The 15,367-nt window shown below is 46.4% G+C and carries 24 protein-coding genes; 1 reads left to right on the top strand and 23 read right to left on the bottom strand.

Features of this window, described 5'->3' with window-relative positions; all coding sequences use genetic code 11:
* The coding region (locus HY811_09505) for a putative Ig domain-containing protein (GenBank protein ID MBI4835036.1) at positions 1-731 on the bottom strand (731 nt) is incomplete at its 3' end.
* A 173-nt stretch (positions 732-904) separates the two neighbouring features.
* Between HY811_09505 and HY811_09500 the strand changes: the two genes are divergently transcribed.
* Positions 905-1,402: a hypothetical protein gene (locus tag HY811_09500; GenBank protein MBI4835035.1), complete on the top strand. Its 498-nt coding sequence runs from the start codon at positions 905-907 to the stop codon at positions 1,400-1,402.
* A 145-nt stretch (positions 1,403-1,547) separates the two neighbouring features.
* Here HY811_09500 and HY811_09495 read toward each other — a convergent pair whose 3' ends face one another.
* From HY811_09495 to HY811_09390, 22 genes are all read right to left on the bottom strand, one after another.
* Positions 1,548-1,709 carry a rubredoxin gene (locus HY811_09495; protein MBI4835034.1) on the bottom strand — a complete coding sequence of 54 codons (162 nt, stop codon included), beginning with the start codon at positions 1,707-1,709 and terminating at the stop codon, positions 1,548-1,550.
* Positions 1,710-1,878: 169 nt separating this feature from the next.
* A complete protein-coding gene (locus tag HY811_09490) occupies positions 1,879-2,730 on the bottom strand; it encodes a 2-oxoacid:ferredoxin oxidoreductase subunit beta (GenBank protein ID MBI4835033.1) in 852 nt (283 codons plus the stop codon).
* The gene (locus HY811_09485) at positions 2,727-4,439 is read right to left on the bottom strand and encodes a 2-oxoacid:acceptor oxidoreductase subunit alpha (protein MBI4835032.1); all 1,713 of its coding nucleotides are present in this window, start codon (positions 4,437-4,439) and stop codon (positions 2,727-2,729) included. The genes HY811_09490 and HY811_09485 overlap by 4 nt, the downstream gene beginning before the upstream one ends.
* Positions 4,440-4,451: 12 nt before the next feature.
* Positions 4,452-4,976: a TlpA family protein disulfide reductase gene (locus HY811_09480; GenBank protein MBI4835031.1), complete on the bottom strand. Its 525-nt coding sequence runs from the start codon at positions 4,974-4,976 to the stop codon at positions 4,452-4,454.
* 14 nt (positions 4,977-4,990) lie between these two features.
* Positions 4,991-5,698, bottom strand: coding sequence for a sulfite exporter TauE/SafE family protein (locus HY811_09475; GenBank protein MBI4835030.1), 708 nt, complete (start codon positions 5,696-5,698; stop codon positions 4,991-4,993).
* The gene (locus HY811_09470) at positions 5,698-6,012 is read right to left on the bottom strand and encodes a thioredoxin family protein (GenBank protein MBI4835029.1); all 315 of its coding nucleotides are present in this window, start codon (positions 6,010-6,012) and stop codon (positions 5,698-5,700) included. The genes HY811_09475 and HY811_09470 overlap by 1 nt, the downstream gene beginning before the upstream one ends.
* 16 nt (positions 6,013-6,028) lie before the next feature.
* Positions 6,029-6,937 carry an FAD-dependent oxidoreductase gene (locus HY811_09465; GenBank protein ID MBI4835028.1) on the bottom strand — a complete coding sequence of 303 codons (909 nt, stop codon included), beginning with the start codon at positions 6,935-6,937 and terminating at the stop codon, positions 6,029-6,031.
* 17 nt (positions 6,938-6,954) lie between these two features.
* Complete coding sequence (locus tag HY811_09460) at positions 6,955-7,482, bottom strand: hypothetical protein (protein MBI4835027.1); 528 nt, start codon at positions 7,480-7,482, stop codon at positions 6,955-6,957.
* 126 nt (positions 7,483-7,608) lie between these two features.
* Positions 7,609-8,517 carry a sensor domain-containing diguanylate cyclase gene (locus HY811_09455; GenBank protein ID MBI4835026.1) on the bottom strand — a complete coding sequence of 303 codons (909 nt, stop codon included), beginning with the start codon at positions 8,515-8,517 and terminating at the stop codon, positions 7,609-7,611.
* 36 nt (positions 8,518-8,553) lie between these two features.
* Complete coding sequence (locus HY811_09450; protein MBI4835025.1) at positions 8,554-9,525, bottom strand: transglutaminase domain-containing protein; 972 nt, start codon at positions 9,523-9,525, stop codon at positions 8,554-8,556.
* A gap of 11 nt (positions 9,526-9,536) precedes the next feature.
* The gene (locus HY811_09445) at positions 9,537-10,061 is read right to left on the bottom strand and encodes a hypothetical protein (GenBank protein ID MBI4835024.1); all 525 of its coding nucleotides are present in this window, start codon (positions 10,059-10,061) and stop codon (positions 9,537-9,539) included.
* A gap of 27 nt (positions 10,062-10,088) precedes the next feature.
* Complete coding sequence (wrbA, locus tag HY811_09440) at positions 10,089-10,703, bottom strand: NAD(P)H:quinone oxidoreductase (protein ID MBI4835023.1); 615 nt, start codon at positions 10,701-10,703, stop codon at positions 10,089-10,091.
* Between the two features lie 86 nt (positions 10,704-10,789).
* Positions 10,790-11,071, bottom strand: coding sequence for a hypothetical protein (locus HY811_09435; protein MBI4835022.1), 282 nt, complete (start codon positions 11,069-11,071; stop codon positions 10,790-10,792).
* Between the two features lie 44 nt (positions 11,072-11,115).
* Positions 11,116-11,268 carry a hypothetical protein gene (locus tag HY811_09430; GenBank protein ID MBI4835021.1) on the bottom strand — a complete coding sequence of 51 codons (153 nt, stop codon included), beginning with the start codon at positions 11,266-11,268 and terminating at the stop codon, positions 11,116-11,118.
* A gap of 27 nt (positions 11,269-11,295) precedes the next feature.
* Complete coding sequence (locus tag HY811_09425; GenBank protein MBI4835020.1) at positions 11,296-11,535, bottom strand: winged helix-turn-helix domain-containing protein; 240 nt, start codon at positions 11,533-11,535, stop codon at positions 11,296-11,298.
* Positions 11,536-11,599: 64 nt separating this feature from the next.
* On the bottom strand, positions 11,600-12,109 hold the full coding sequence (locus HY811_09420) for an Hsp20/alpha crystallin family protein (protein MBI4835019.1): 510 nt from the start codon (positions 12,107-12,109) through the stop codon (positions 11,600-11,602).
* 30 nt (positions 12,110-12,139) lie between these two features.
* Complete coding sequence (locus HY811_09415) at positions 12,140-12,586, bottom strand: universal stress protein (GenBank protein MBI4835018.1); 447 nt, start codon at positions 12,584-12,586, stop codon at positions 12,140-12,142.
* A 14-nt stretch (positions 12,587-12,600) separates the two neighbouring features.
* The gene (locus HY811_09410) at positions 12,601-13,917 is read right to left on the bottom strand and encodes an FprA family A-type flavoprotein (GenBank protein MBI4835017.1); all 1,317 of its coding nucleotides are present in this window, start codon (positions 13,915-13,917) and stop codon (positions 12,601-12,603) included.
* Positions 13,918-13,935: 18 nt separating this feature from the next.
* Positions 13,936-14,328, bottom strand: coding sequence for a class II SORL domain-containing protein (locus HY811_09405; protein MBI4835016.1), 393 nt, complete (start codon positions 14,326-14,328; stop codon positions 13,936-13,938).
* Between the two features lie 14 nt (positions 14,329-14,342).
* Positions 14,343-14,582 carry a hypothetical protein gene (locus tag HY811_09400; protein ID MBI4835015.1) on the bottom strand — a complete coding sequence of 80 codons (240 nt, stop codon included), beginning with the start codon at positions 14,580-14,582 and terminating at the stop codon, positions 14,343-14,345.
* A gap of 41 nt (positions 14,583-14,623) precedes the next feature.
* Positions 14,624-14,848 (bottom strand): hypothetical protein, encoded by a 225-nt coding sequence (locus tag HY811_09395; protein MBI4835014.1) that lies wholly within the window; start codon positions 14,846-14,848, stop codon positions 14,624-14,626.
* A 50-nt stretch (positions 14,849-14,898) separates the two neighbouring features.
* A complete protein-coding gene (locus HY811_09390; protein ID MBI4835013.1) occupies positions 14,899-15,348 on the bottom strand; it encodes an Hsp20/alpha crystallin family protein in 450 nt (149 codons plus the stop codon).
* Positions 15,349-15,367: the final 19 nt, after the last annotated feature.

Raw genomic sequence — 15,367 nt, 5'->3', positions numbered from 1 at the left:
GAAATGGTCGGCGCGATATAAATGGATAAAGCCTTGGTTGCGGTTTGGCTGTCGTTAGAAGTTACCTGGACGGTAAAGTTCGATGTGCCGGAAGCCGTTGGAGTTCCGGCGATTACTCCGGCAGAAGAATTCAAGGATAATCCGGCAGGCAGGCTCCCGTTTGTGATTGACCAGATGTAAGGAGTGGTGCCGCCGGTTGCGTTTACTGTTGCGCTATAGGCATAATTTATATCGTTGGGCGGTAAAGAGGCGGTGGTAATATTCAACTGGTTGGTGCCGACGGTAATGGTAAACTGTTTGCTTACATTTGCCCCGCCGAAACAGTGGGCGGTCAAGGTGAAAGTGACAACTCCGGTCTGGGTGGGCGAGCCGACTATTTTTATCTGGCCGGGCAAACGCGCGGTATAATAATTATAGCCCTGGTCATACCATTCAAAATCACCTGTGCCGTTCGGGTTGGTGGTTTGGAGATTCATCCCGGCAGGCAAAGCACCGGCGGAGAGTGTCCATTGATAGCCCGAACCCGCGCCCCAATCGCCGTATTCTCCGTCAACCACCGTGGCGCTAAATTGAGTTCCTCCATTCGCATTTACTGTAGTGTTGTATGAAGTATTGAGCAGGGCATCAGGCAAAGAATCAGTGGAAATGGTTGGGTCGGCAAAGGCAAGGTTTACGGTGGCTATACATATTAATAGGGCAATGCCGATGGTTGTCCTTTTAGCTCTGCGCATATAAAGCCTCCTTATAGTATGTAGATGAATTATTCGTTAGAATAGGATTATAGAAACTTGGTATATTACTGTCAAGTATAATCTTTATTATCTGCCCATTTTTCTTCGTCTTCATTCAATCTTTTTCGCGAGAGATTATTGACAATAATAAGCGTAAATGTTACTATTCTTTAATGACCAAGAAACAGAATATCAAACTCATGCTGGCTTTCGGGCTGTTCTTCGTTTCGCTGGGCGGGTGGCTACTCCATTACCGCGTCCATACCCCATCACCGGAAGACACGGCTGATTATATCCCGTTTTTTATCGGCATATTCAATTTCGTCATCGTCCCCTGGCTTTTCCTTAACAGGAAAACACTCACCGCAGGTTACCTTTTAAACGGTTTTACCGTCATCTTTGGCATTATCTTCATGTCGCATTATTCATTTGACCATCCGCCTAAAGGACTTTCTTTTTACTCTTTGGTTTTTGAAACCACCCTGGCCGATATCCTGATATTAATCGCCAAGTTCTCGCTGGGCAAGGCGCTCTTTGATTTGGAATATACGGATTTGGAAAAAGACCAGCCCTTGCGTTTCAGTTTCCCGCGGTATCCAAATTTGGGCTGGTGGATAATACATCTTGCGGCAATCGCGGCTGTTTATGCAATCGGAGTAAAATTCTTATAGCCACCAAAACACACAGAAAAATATTATCTGTGTAATCTGTGGTTTAAAAGATTATGGCTAAATTTAGAATAGGGACAATCGACTGGGCGATACTTCACATCATTGCCATCGCGCTGGTCTTATATATCGGCTCGGCAATAGAATTCTAACCGTCTTTTTCGAAATAAGATTTATCCGCTCCGCATACCGGGCAGGTCCATTCCTCGGGCAATTTGTCAAAAGGGGTGCCGGGCTCAACGCCTGCTCCCGGGTCTCCTTTTTCCGGGTCGTAAAGATACCCGCATACGGTGCACTTATATTTTTCCATAACAAACTCCAATCAAATCAGTTAACACGAACGACACGAATAAAGCCGCCATGCCGGAGGCAGGTCCGCCTATGGCGGAAATCGCACTAATAATTGTTTTTCCATTGCGTTTAATGCTATTCGTGCTATTTGTTCTTATTCGCTATATTCGTGTTCATTCTCTTGTAAATTATATAGACTCCTTTAACAATTCATTTATACGGGTTTGCCGATCCGGCTTTTCCGGAGAAACCATCCGGAATTTATCATCAAACACCGGCTCTTCTTTCTTATAAAATACGCCCAAGCCAATCGGTGAATCCGAATTGTAATCCCATTCCCTTATCTTGGCAAGCGCAGATGCATAATCATCAGGTTTATGATTAAACAGTTCGTAAGTCTTGCTATTATAATAATCATACATATTATAAAAGGTGGCGCAGACCTGCAGGACGTCTACGACAGAAAATCCTTTATGCATTATCGCCTGCTTCATGGTGTCTTTGAGCAGGTCCATTTTATTGGAATAGCCGCGCGCGATGAAGGTGGCGCCGCTTGAGAGCATTATCTCCAAAGGATTAATCGGCTTTTCCATGGTGCCGAACGGGGTGGAGCGCCCTTTAAAGCCCAAAGGAGAGGTCGGGGTGTATTGCCCGGTGGTCAGCCCGTAAACCCGGTTATTATGGATTATCATGGTGATATCAATATTGCGCTTGGCGGCGAAGAGGAGATGCTCCAGCCCTTCTCCGTAGGCATCGCCATCGCCCGCAAAGCCGATTACTTTTAGGCCGGGATTGGCGAGCTTAATCCCTTCTGCTACCGGGACCACCCTTCCGTGAATGGAATAGAAGCTATTCACATTAACGTAATCAACAATCTTGGCATGGCATCCGATTCCTGAAATCATAACCACGTTTTGCAAGGAGCCGGTTTCCGCCTTTAGCTCATCCAGGACCATCTTTATGGTATTCAGGATGGCAAAGTTCCCGCAACCCGGGCACCAGGTGTTTTTCGCATAAGTGCCTAATTCTTTGATGCTCATTTTAATAACTTCCTTATCATCCCCTCAAGTTCATCTATACTGAATGGTCTTCCATCATACTTATTGATGCTATTAGTCACCTGGAATCCATACATATTAATAAGCCTGACAAGTTGTCCGGTGATATTGTTTTCCACCGCGATGATATTTTTCACGCCTTCAAGCGCCTTCTTGAATTGGCTGACCGGGAAAGGAGAAAGGACAACCGGCTGAATCACTTTTAACCCGAGTTTTTCGGCGATTTCCACGCAGACTCCTTTATTCGAGCCCCAGCATAAAATAGCGGTCGTTGAGTTTTTGTCCCCGTAATTCTTTACCGTCTCGTAATTATCCAGCTCTTTGGCAAGATATTCGCCTTTACGCATCCTTTTTTCCTGCATGACGCTGACGGGCGCGGATTCCTCGGTGGTAATGCCGGATTCGTCGTGTTCGTAGCTATTTACTTTTATAATCGCCTCTTTATTTGGAGGAAACATTAACGGCGAAATTCCATCCCTTGTATTCAGGTATCTTTTATAAGGCTCTTGTTTATCCTCCTGCCTCGCCGGCTCGCCTAGTCTCGTCGAAGCGGGCAGGCGGGACAAAACCGGTTCAAGGCCTTTCAGTTTATCTATGGATTCGATATCGAATGAGAACGTGCCTTCGCCCAGAGTTTTGTCTATGAGTATAAAAGAGGGCGTCTGGTATTTCCAGGCGGCATTAAGGGCGAAAGAAGACCATGCATAGGCATCTTCGGCATCGCCGGGGGCGACTACAAAGCGCATGAATTCGCCCTGGCCGGCATTAAGGATAAAGTGGAGTTCGGTCTGTGATGAATAAGTGGGCATGCCGGTCGAAGGCCCGGGGCGCTGTCCCATGACAATGGCAATAGGCAATTCAGCCATTCCGGCTAAACTGACGCCTTCCGTCATCAGGCAAAAACCGCCGCCTGAGGACCCAACGGCAGCCTTTTTCCCGGCATAGGCGAATCCGGCCGCCATGAGAATGACGCTGATTTCATTTTCCGGATGGATGACGTTGATATCAAAATCCTTTTGCAATCCTGCCAGGTAATGGAGAATGCTGGAAACCGGCGTCATCGGATAGGCGATATAAGCATCCAGTCCGCCTTTGAGCAGGCCCAGGCTGACCGCTTCGTTACCGGTCAGGATTGGCAAGGGTTTGCCGGAAGATGCTTTAATCTCGATAACCTTTTTGGACATTTCATAACCGCGGGAGGCAAGCTTTAGGTTAAGTTCCAAGCCTTTGCCCGCGTGTTTATTAAAGACCTCAGTAAATATTTTTTCTTCTATGCCGAGCGCTTTGCAAAGGGCGCCGATGGCAATAGAATTGCGCATTACGGGCGTTGCTTTTTCCTCCTTGCTTATCGCGGTCAAAGGAAGCGCCGTGCAATCCCCCGGGCACTTGGCTATGGAAACCGTATCGGAATCGTAAATGATAATCCCGTTTCCGTTCAGCCGGTTTTTATGGAGGTCGAAAGTCTCCTGGTTTAAGGCCACGAGACAGTCTATTTTATCCGTATGCGCGGCGATTTTATTTTCCGACATACGGATGATGGAAAAATTATGCCCGCCTCTGATGAGCGAGGGGTAATCATAATATATGTAAATATAATGACCCAGGCGGGTAAGGATGCGGGCGATTATCATGCCGGCCTGGTTTATGCCGTCGCCGGCCTTGCCTCCGATAAGGACCGAGAAATCTTTCATAATAATTATATTTTAGCGGCCGCTTAATAAGCTATTAAGGATAGTATCAACACCGCGGCATGATTTGCAAACAATAACGCCATTTTTATCAACCACCATAATATTCGGGACGCCCGCGACATTGTATGCGGCGGCAACAGCCCCTTTTTCATCCAAGAGCACCGGATAAGGGATTTCGTTCGCTTTAACGAATGAAGAAACCTTTTCATGGCTTTCCTGGACATCTATATTAAGCAGGGTAAAATCCTTGGGCGGGTATTTGGAATATACTTCTTTGAGGTGGGGTATTTCCTCACGGCAATGCGGGCACCAGGTAGTGCTGAAGACCAGCATCACTGTTTTACCTTTATAGTCGCTTAGTTTAATTTCCCTGCCGTTTAAATCCTTGAGGGTAAAATCGGGCGCTTTTTCTTCCATGGTTATTTTGGCAATATCATAAGGGGTTGGCTCCTTGGCCTTGGATGAATCATCCCGGCGCGGGCAGCCAAATAAAGCGGCTATCAACAATATGCTTATCAAGAAATCCTTTTTTCTCATATCATCTTCTCCCTTCAAACGAACATTTTACCGGACATAATCAGGAAATATTCTCCGGTAGCGATAAGAATCCATCCGAATAATTTCTTAATCTTAACCATCCAGGCATCCGCATGGGGCATATTTGACAATAAACCTGTAAAGGCTCCGATAATTATCAATAAGGTTCCCATGCCTAACGCAAATATGAATAAAAGGCTTATGCCGAAAGCCACGTTTTGCTGGGAGGCGATTATCGCCAACAAAACCGCCAGGACAGGCGCCGTGCAAGGGCCCAAAACCAGGCCCGATGCGGCGCCAACCAGGAAACTGCCGATAAAGCCGCGCTTGGCGCCTTTCGGCTGTAATTTATTAAGGAACGACGGCAAAGGCAGTTCGAAAACCTCCAGCATGGATAATCCCAAAAGGATGCATATATTGGCAACGATAAAATAAGTCCAGGGATTGGTCTGGATGCGGCCGAAGAGCATCCCGGTAAGAGCAGCGATGCTTCCAAGAACTGTATAAGTTATCGCCATGCCCAAAACATAAAACACGGAAAGGCCCAAGCCTTTCAGCCTGGAGCCCTGGCTTTGGCCGCCGATAAACGCCACGGTCATAGGGATTACCGGATAAACACACGGGGTAAAGCTGACCAGTATTCCGGCCGCGTAGACGGCCAGATACGCCAGGATAAAAGGTCCTTGTATGTATCCTTCCAACGTTTGCAGCAAGTTATCCATTAGATTAACTTATTCAAGCCCTCTTTGATTTTATCTTCAGTGATATCGCCGTTCATGCGGTCCAGCTCATCATGCCCTTTAAAGAACACCAGGGTCGGGATGTGCAGGATTTGATATTGCGCTAAATCCTGTGGGTTTTTGGTGACATCCAGCTTAAAGAAATTTATTTTCCCGTAACCGCCGGCAATGGTTTCAATCCGGGCGGTGACCTTCTTGCAGGTTCCGCAGTAAGTTGATGAAAAGAGAATCGCCGCGGGCGTATTGGTGTGGAAAACCTTTTCAGCCAGTTCATTGCTCATAATTTCCGTCAACATATATTACCTCCCTGTATCACATGCTAAGGCGGCTGACATACTCAAAAGCGGCGATTGCCGCCTTGGCGCCTTCCCCGCAGGCGATAACGATTTGCTTGGCCGAGACATTGGTAACGTCGCCTGCGGCGAAAATGCCCGGGACACTGGTTTCGCATTTGCAATTAACCATTATCTCGCCTTCTTTATTTTTAGCTACGCCTTCAACTATTCCCGACAGCGGCACCGAGCCGACTTCAATAAATACGCCCTGGACAGCTAAAGACTTTTGGGCGCCTTCGTGTTCAATCTTTACGCTCTCAACCGATTTATTCCCGGAAATCTCGAGTGTCTTGGCATCCGTAAAGATGGTAACCTTGCCGCTTTGCTTAGCCTTTTCCACCATGACCGAATCCGCTTTCAATGGCGCCGACCTATGGATAAGATATATCTTCCCGGCAATCCTCATCAATTCCAAAACGGCTTCCAGGGCGGAATTGCCGCCGCCGATTACCGCCACATCCTTTCCAAAGAAGAGCGGCGCATCGCAGGTGGAGCAATAAGCCACGCCTTTATTCAATAATTCCTCTTCGCCCTTAACGCCCAGTTTCCTCGGCTCTCGGCCGGACGCGATAATCACGCTGCGCGCCTCATAACTGTTTTTGTCCGTGGCGATTTTTATTATTTCTCCCTGTTTCTGGACCGATTTAACGTCTTCATCCTCTTTTAAATCTATTTTAAACTGTTCCAAATGCTCCCTGAATTTATCAGACAATTCCGCGCCAGTGATGAGGTTAAAACCGGGGTAATTTTCTATATTCATCGTCCAGTTCGTCTGTCCGCCGATATCTTTGGCAATCATGAAGAAAGAAACGCCTTTGCGGGCGGTGTAAATTGCGGAGGTAATCGCCGCCGGGCCTCCGCCGATTATGACGGTATCGTATATCATTTTTGCTTCTTTTTCATTCACGACATTTCAAAAGAAATCTCCCTGATCCCCAGCCAGAAACCGCTCTGGTTTATAGAATCAAGTTCCGCCTCCAGAATCCGGTAATGCGCATCTTCCATTTCGGAAAGCCGCACTAAAAGCGACTTGGCAAAGGGATCCTTTACCACGCAGGATTTGCCGAGGTAAAATCCTTTCGCCTTTTTCTCCGCTTTCATAGCCATAGCCAGTGCCTGGGTTTCGTTCTTGCCGGCTTTTTCTTCATCGGATAAAGAATCCGTATCCAAAGCGGGCAAGGTTTTTTCCACGGGTGATTCGGAAAGTTTTATTTCCTCCCATTTCTTTCCTGCCTGGACATTATCAAGCTCTTTTTCCAGGGCGGACATGTGACCGTATTCATCAAGAGCAATCTTTATAAACATATTTTTGCCCTCTTTGTTTTCGGTCATCCGGGCGTATTTGAGATAGTCATGAATTGCCTGCTTTTCAGAATTGATGGCCATCCGAAGCCACTTAGCAACTTCCAAATCAGATTTTCCTTCCGGCATATAAAAACTCCTTCTTGTTATTTAACGGCCTCGGAAGCAATATTAAAGAAGCCGATAATTCCATTCCTTTGCATCAAATAAATTTATCATATGCTCTTAACGGCAATTTATTAATCGAGTGCCGTGCTAATAAACGCCTTTAAGATACCTTCGGTTTTGCTTTTCACCCGCCTGTGATTCATACATGAGTTTATCCGCACGCCGCACCAGCGAATCCACCGTGTCATCAAGCTGGGCAAGGGTGGCGCCGATGGAAAGACCGACCCTGATGACATTCAGGTTTCGTGAAAGGCTTGATTGCGCCACCAGATTTTTATATTTACTGGCTACGAGCTGCAGATGAAACTCATTGACATTCGGTATTATGGCAACGAATTCATCCCCGCCCCAGCGCCCTATCACATCAAAGGCCCTTGAATTCTTGATGAGCGTATTTGCCACCATTTTCAAGACCAAATCGCCGGCGTCGTGGCCGTATAAATCATTAACCGCTTTGAGGTTATTCACATCCATAAAAAGAAAGCCGAACGGCCAGTTGTAACGCCGCAAGCTTTCCAGCCTGTTGTTTATCTGTATTTCCGCAAACCGCCGGTTGCTCACGTCTGTAAGAATATCAAGATAAACCTTTTCCTGGAGGTTTTTAATGATTTCCTGCGAAGCAAGTTTTTCCGAGTTATCAGCAAACAACTCGACCGAACCGGCAATCTCATTATTTAAATCCCTGATGGGGGTGACCCAGACTTTGACGGGAACACGATGCCCATCCTTATGATGCAAATACGTTTCCACTTCAAGCGTTTTCCCTTCATGGTTGCTTTCAAACAAGGGGCAAGCTCCCGTGCACAGGAATGAACCGGCGTCATCAACATGCATCAGGATATTTTCGGAACACGGCTTACCGATAACTTCATAGTTTTTATATCCGGTAATTCTTTCCGCGCCTTTGTTCCAATACCTGATGACCCTGTCGCAATCCACAAAATACACCCCCTCATACATATTATCCACAAGCATCTGGTAAAAGCTCTCGTTCAATTCCATATGTTTTTCTTTCATCCAAAAAGCACAGGGTTATCTTTTACTGTCATCGTATGTTATTTTCAACTCGTATTCCTCTGAAGGCCGACCGTTTATTTCGACATACGGATAAACAAAATAATTAAGCGGGGCTGATTTTTGGGGCGGGGCAAGGGTGATATCACGGCCTTCGGTAAAAAGAATCCGGTTTTCATCCACCGCGCCGAAGAAATACTCCCGTTTATCCGGATTTTTCCAGGCTTCGGATGCATCAACCGGCACCCAGCGCCCCCGATGCGACGCACTATAGGGCACGTAAAACTCCACCCAGCAGTGGTATCCTGTAAGCGTTCCATGTTTTTCGCCCGGCAAGGGATAACCGATCACGAATTTGGCAGGAATCCCTGAAGCGCGCGCCAGGGAAATAAAAAGGGAATGGAAATTAGTGCAATTACCTATGCCGGCATCCAGGGCAAATTCAGTGTCGCCTATCGCACAAAACGGCTGGGATTTGTCGTATTTCATCTTTTGGAGGACATAATCATAAATGGCGCGGGCTTTCGCCAAATAATCAGTTTGTGAAGAACTGATTTGCCCGGCAAGCTCTTTTACCCGCGGGCTCATCGTTACAAGGCGGTTCGGGAGGAGGAATTTATCCAGAACGGCCGGATTTTCCGTATCGACTTCATAAGCATTTTGCTCCAGCCGTTCCACCAGGCAGCTAAAACCGATCCCACCGGGTTCCGGCGCGGCGCCTTTTTCATCAAGATAAATCAATTGGTTGCCGTATTCCGGCTCGCTATACAATCGGCCGTTATTCACCTTAAGCTCGCTGACTTTTTGAAAAGGCGTCTGCCGGGGAACCGGCATCCAAATTTTCACTTCCGAAGACTCATCAGGCTGGTTTTTGAGGGTCATCTGGCAGTTTATCCGGACCAGCCTAGCCCCCGTCACAGACCCATCATGCCTGCATGCTCCTGCCAAGAGCAGCATTACCGCGAATAAAACAACTGCATAATGTTTCATGAACGCATATTTCATTTTACCGGTGCAATTTCATCATCCTGATAAGTATGCCGTTCGGCGCCATCAAGCTTATGGATGACTATCCTAAATACCTCGAATTTCTTGCCGTCTTTTTTCATCCAGAAATCAATATCCATTTTATGATGTTTTTCAATATCATGCTTTTTTCCTATAAGGCACTCCCCGCAAATTTCCGTAAAATCACAGCAGGTAAAATAAGCATCCTCTTTTTTAATGAGGCTTATCCAATCGTGGACTTTGCTCAATTGAAGCGTCCATGTTTTCATTTCTTTGGCATCATAAACCAGGAAATAGCCGCCTTTAAGTTCCGAATCTTTTTTAATATAGTCGTTGATGCCTTTACGGACGTCTTCCGGAGTGACTTTTTCGCCGGGGTGCTCTTTCATTCCGGGATGTTCTGTTTTGACCCCTGGGTGTTCACCAGGACCGTTGTGATCCTGGCCATTAGCATAAAAATAAAACCCAAAACTCAATCCCAAAATCAACAACCCTATCGCCAATACTTTCAGTTTCATAAACAGTCCCTTTCCTTAACCTGGCATTTATTTGCCAGCCAATTTAGAAGCAATCGTTGTCACGTGTTTTCCCTGGAAACGCGCGGCGGCTAATTCATTCTCGCTGGGCATGCGGCTGCCGTCGCCTCCGGCAATAGTGGACGCGCCGTAAGGGGAAGAGCCGGTAATTTCGTCTATTCGCATCTGCCCCTGGAAAGAATACGGCAGGCCAACCACGACCATCCCCTGGTGAAGCAGCGTGGTATGGAAACTAAGTATTGTGGATTCCTGCCCGCCGTGCTGGGTTGCCGAGCTGGTAAAAACGCTCCCGACTTTGCCGATGAGGGAACCTTTCGCCCATAAACCGCCGGTTGCATCCAGGAACTGCCTCATCTGTCCGCACATATTTCCGAAGCGCGTAGGCGTTCCGAAAATAATCGCATCGGCCTTGGGAAGTTCATCCACGGAACATACCGGGTCTTTTGCCATAGCCTTCTGGGCTTCAGTTGCGCCCATCCTTTCAATTACCTCCTTGGGAAGCGTTTCAGGCACGCGGCATATTTCCACTTCAGCACCCGGAACTTCCTTTGCACCTTCGGCAATTGCTTCAGCCATTTTACGGATATGGCCGTAAAGCGAATAATAAACCACTAATAACCTCATAACTTTCCTTTCCAGGAGGAATCGCAGGGTTTTATCTACCCCGCTATTCCTAAATAAACCTATTCAAGGTTTAGTTTTTCTTTTGCCTACTTATTTTTCTGGCCGCCCAAATTAGTTGCCTGGCACACGACTCTCGTCCAGTTTTCACCCATCTGCCCCATGAGCTTTTCGCTTGCTTCATTCGCCTTTTTCATCCAATCGGTCATCGTTTTCATGCTTTCATTTTGCAAAGCGAACCCCTGCTCAATCATGGTATTCATCATCTGCCCCCAGTTTTTCTGGAAACTATTCCACATTCCCATGGACATATCCCATTGGGTTTTACCCAAGCCGATAAGCGGCTCTATCATTTGCTGTTGGTTAAGCATCTTATTTTTTCCTCCTTTAATTAATCTTGCTTTTCAATTTATATTTACCTTTTCTTTTTCATTGGCTCGCCGCAACACATAGGGGCTGATTTCCCTTTTTCGACTTCCTTTGTTGAGCATTTATTCTTGCCTTTAGCGCACTCGTATACATCTTTTTTCCTGTGGGTTTCGCAAGTATCGCAACACATTCTTTTCACCCCCTTTCCTTATTTGCTTGTTTTTAATTATTTATGGCTCGCCTGGAGATAGGCCCTTTTTTCCGCATCCGTCAAGCCGACATAGATATTCCGGTTCTTTTCGGAAAGCTTCAGCTTGTTTTCCCGCGCCAGCCAGCCGAGCGCCAGGTTTATTTCATCAGGATTCATGTTAACTTCCCTGGCAAGTTCCTTAGTGCTCACCTCTCCGTTTTTACCAAGATTATACCAGATTTTCCCGGCATTTTCCCCTACTTGTTGTGTGCTTATCATATTATCACATCCTTTCTTAATGGTTTTTCCCGTTCAAGCGATTATCCGTTTTTAACATCTATTATTTCACTTTAATATTCACCGGCTTGGGTTTTGTATTCACCTTCCCGGCTTGTCTGCTATCCAGGCAGGCTTGCCGTTCGGGACGGGTTTTAGCAAGAGCCACGGTAAGGATACCATTCTTGTAAACCGCCCTGGTTTTACTGGAATTAATCCCTGAAGGCATGAGCATGGAACGGGAAAAAACGTCATAACGCCGTTCGAAACTGCACACACCGCCGTTTTTTTTCTCTATCTCTTCTTTCTTTTCCACCTTTATATTCAGAAAATCATTTTGCAGGTTTACTTTAATATCTTTTTTCTCCAGCCCGGATAATCCCGCTTTGACAACCACTGTTTTTTTGTCTTCAGTAACGTAAATTGGGATAACCGGCCCGAACATCCTGGCGCTTGAAACGGCGGCCGGCTCGGACCAAATGCGGCTGAAAAAACCGCTAAACCTTTTATCAATATCCGCTCCCAGGCTTACTCTCCGGTTATGACCACGGTTTGCTTTATCAACATATGTCATATTTCACCTCCTTTTTTAATAATCCTGATATCAACTCTTAACAACCAAAACCGGGCAGGAAGCGCCTCTTATTATCTTATCCGCAACACTACCCAGGAAATAATTAATAAAGCGTTTTTTCTTATGCGCCCCAACCACAATAAGGTCAATCTTCATCTCGTCCTGCTCCTTCAAGATTGTCAGATATGCCGTGCCCTGCTTCACATCGGGCTCAATCTCCAACCCCTTTGGCATAGAAAGCTTGTTTAATTGCTTTTGTATCGACTCCTTTGCATGCGAAATGGCCTCTCTTTCCAACCGTTGCATGATATCAACATCTATGCAATAATCGACCGAGCACTGTTGTATAACGTCCACCACGTGTATCACGTATACCCTGGCGCCGTATTTTTGGGCAATATCAATTGCATGCGAAAGCGCCTTATCCGACAGGCTGGAAAAATCGGTTGGGACAAGGATATTTTTTATTCTAATCATAATAATCTCCTTATTTATCCGCCTCCTAATTCACTCAATCCGGGCGCCATCTCGGGGCAAAGCGTGTTTAAACTCTTTTTTGGGCTGCCACAACCCGGAACGCCTTCATACGTACAATACATGGGGTTAAAAGAGACATTTTCCAGTTGAGCCAATTTTAGTTCTTTATGTTTTTGGGCGATGGTATCCGCAAGTTTTTCTATGGACTTGAAATCATTATCACGGGGATGACCCTTAGCCATGACCGGTTCAAGCAGTTCGACTTTGAGATTTGGCACCATTGATTTAATCTGGTCTATCATCCGGCCTCCCCAACCGAAAGAACCGATGACTGTAGCAAACCGCGCTTTCGGCCTTAGGGCGTTGGCAAGATAAACCGCGGTAACAATAGCCGGATGGGCGCCTGCCAGGACGGTGGGTGAACCGATGACAATTGTCGCGGCATCAACCAATTCCATAGCCAACTCCCCGATATCGGTCCTGGGAATATCAAAAGGCTTCGCGTTAATCCCACGCTTGACCAGGCAATCAATGAGATGGTCAACCATCTTTTTCGTATCACCATACATGGAAACATAAGGAATAACGACCTGGTTTTTGACATCATCCGCTACCCAATCGCGATAGGCCGAAAGGATGAATTCGGGCTTATTGTAAACCGGGCCGTGGCTGGCGGCGATGATATCTATTTTATACTCCTTGAGCGCTTCCAGATGCTTTTTAATATGGTTCCTGAAAGGCATCATGATTTCCGCATAATAACGTTTGGCGGCGCGGTAAACCAGCGGCTCATCGGTCACATATAAATCGCTCGTTGCCAGGTGCGAACCAAATAAGTCGCAGGGAAACAGTATATTATCTTCTTTCAAATATGTCAGCATGGTTTCAGGCCAGTGCACCCACGGCGCAAAGATAAATTCCAGGGTTTTGTTGCCGAGTGATAATGTCTCACGGTCTTTTACTACTATGAACTTCTCATCAGGAACCATCAAGGAATCCATGAGCATTTCCTTGCATTTCTGGTTGGTAACGACCTTTGCCATCGGGTAGTGCTTGAGAACAAGCGGAATAGAACCTGAATGGTCCTGCTCGGCATGGTTGGTAATGACGTAATCAAGCTGTTTAACCCCTAGTTTAGAAAGGTTTTCTATCAGGAGATTTCCTTTGGATGTTTCGACCGTATCAATCAAAGCGGTTTTTCCTGAGCCTTTAATAAGATAGGCATTGTAGCTGGTGCCTTCGGGCAGTGGAATAAGTTCGTCAAACAGGCGCCTATCCCAATGCTGGACACCGACAGCCGTGACATTCGGCTTTATTTCGCGTGGCATCATAATTCATTTCCCTTTCATTTAAGCGGTTTTGATTTCCTTTTCGGATTGCCACAACCCATGGATATTGCACAGTGCCAGGGCATAAAGGGTGCCAGGTTTACTAATCTTTAGAGAGCTTGTAACCATATGGTGTGTATAAACCGGTCCCTTATTTGCGCCGTCAACAGATTCGCCATGCGCGCTGAATTCATAACGGCCTACCTGGTAGGTAAATTTTTCACCATCCGGATGGAAAAACAGCTCAATCCACCTGATATGGTGTTCCGTAGTATTCGGATGCGGAATCTCCTTGCCAAGGCCGGCTTTCACCTCAAACAGCTCGCCTGCCTTTACCTCATCCGGGCATTCGATTGCCGGCACGTGTTTCTCGGTTTTCCAGTCTGCCGATTGGATCCGTTCGCTTAGCTTCATACATTCCTTCCTTTCTAACCTGCTAGTCCACTTTTCGATGATGTTTTTAATATTCTATTTTCACGTTCCATTTGGCGGAGTTCTTCTATAAGTTGCAAATCAGACTGCATGCGCTCGACCAGTTTATCATTATCCGGGCCTTCGCCTATCCGGCACGTCAAATCCATTATCATGTTTTCCCAACTGCCGCCGTAAATATTATCGCGCAATGTTAACAAAAGCTGTTCTTTCCTTAAAAGGTATCTTTCCGTCATGTTCCATCGCTCCTCTCTGCCTTAACCCCGCTTTGCATGCCCTATGATGCCTTTGGCATTTTACGCTTGCATTCATCCTGGCGCATCTTTTCTATAAGCCTTAAATCCGCTTGGATGCGGTTAACCAGCTTGAAAATATAAGGCTTTTCTTCCATGCGGTTCCGCAAATCCTTTATCATCCTCGCCCAGCTGCCTCCGTAAAGTTCATCCCGCAGGGTTACCAGGGTCGCTTCTTGTTCAAAGAGCATTTTTAGTTGTGTAATCATAATTTCCTTCCCTTAGTTAAAAAGAAAAGAGGAAAGGGGGTTATTTGCTTTCATTTCACCTTAACCTCAACCTGTTTGGTTTTGCTTTTTTCAGCCTTGGGGCACGTCACGGTCATCACGCCGTTTTTGAATTCGGCTGAGCATTTATTGGCGTCAATATCAGCCGGTGCCCGGACCGTCCGCTGGAAAGAGCCGTAGCATCTTTCTGAACGGTAATAGTTCTTCTTTTTCTGCTCGGTTTCCTCTTTCTTTTCGCCCTTGATGGTAATCAGATCGCCGGAAACCGTTACCTGGACGTTTTTTGAATCCACGCCGGGCAGTTCGGTGGTAACCTTTATCTCATTATCCAATTCTTCAACGTCCATTACCGGCAGCCACCCACCGTTGGTCGGTTCCATCGGCACCATATTCCAGCTGCTGTTGAAGAAATTCTGCCAAAGCCTGTCCATATCCCTTACGATTGGAGTTAGGCTGGTGTTTCTTACTGGTATCAACTCCATATTTTCCCCTCCTTTTTCC

The sequence above is a fragment of the Planctomycetota bacterium genome (genome assembly GCA_016207825.1).
GTDB lineage: Bacteria > Planctomycetota > MHYJ01 > JACQXL01 > JACQZI01 > JACQZI01.
This window is presented reverse-complemented; position numbering and strand designations above follow the sequence as displayed.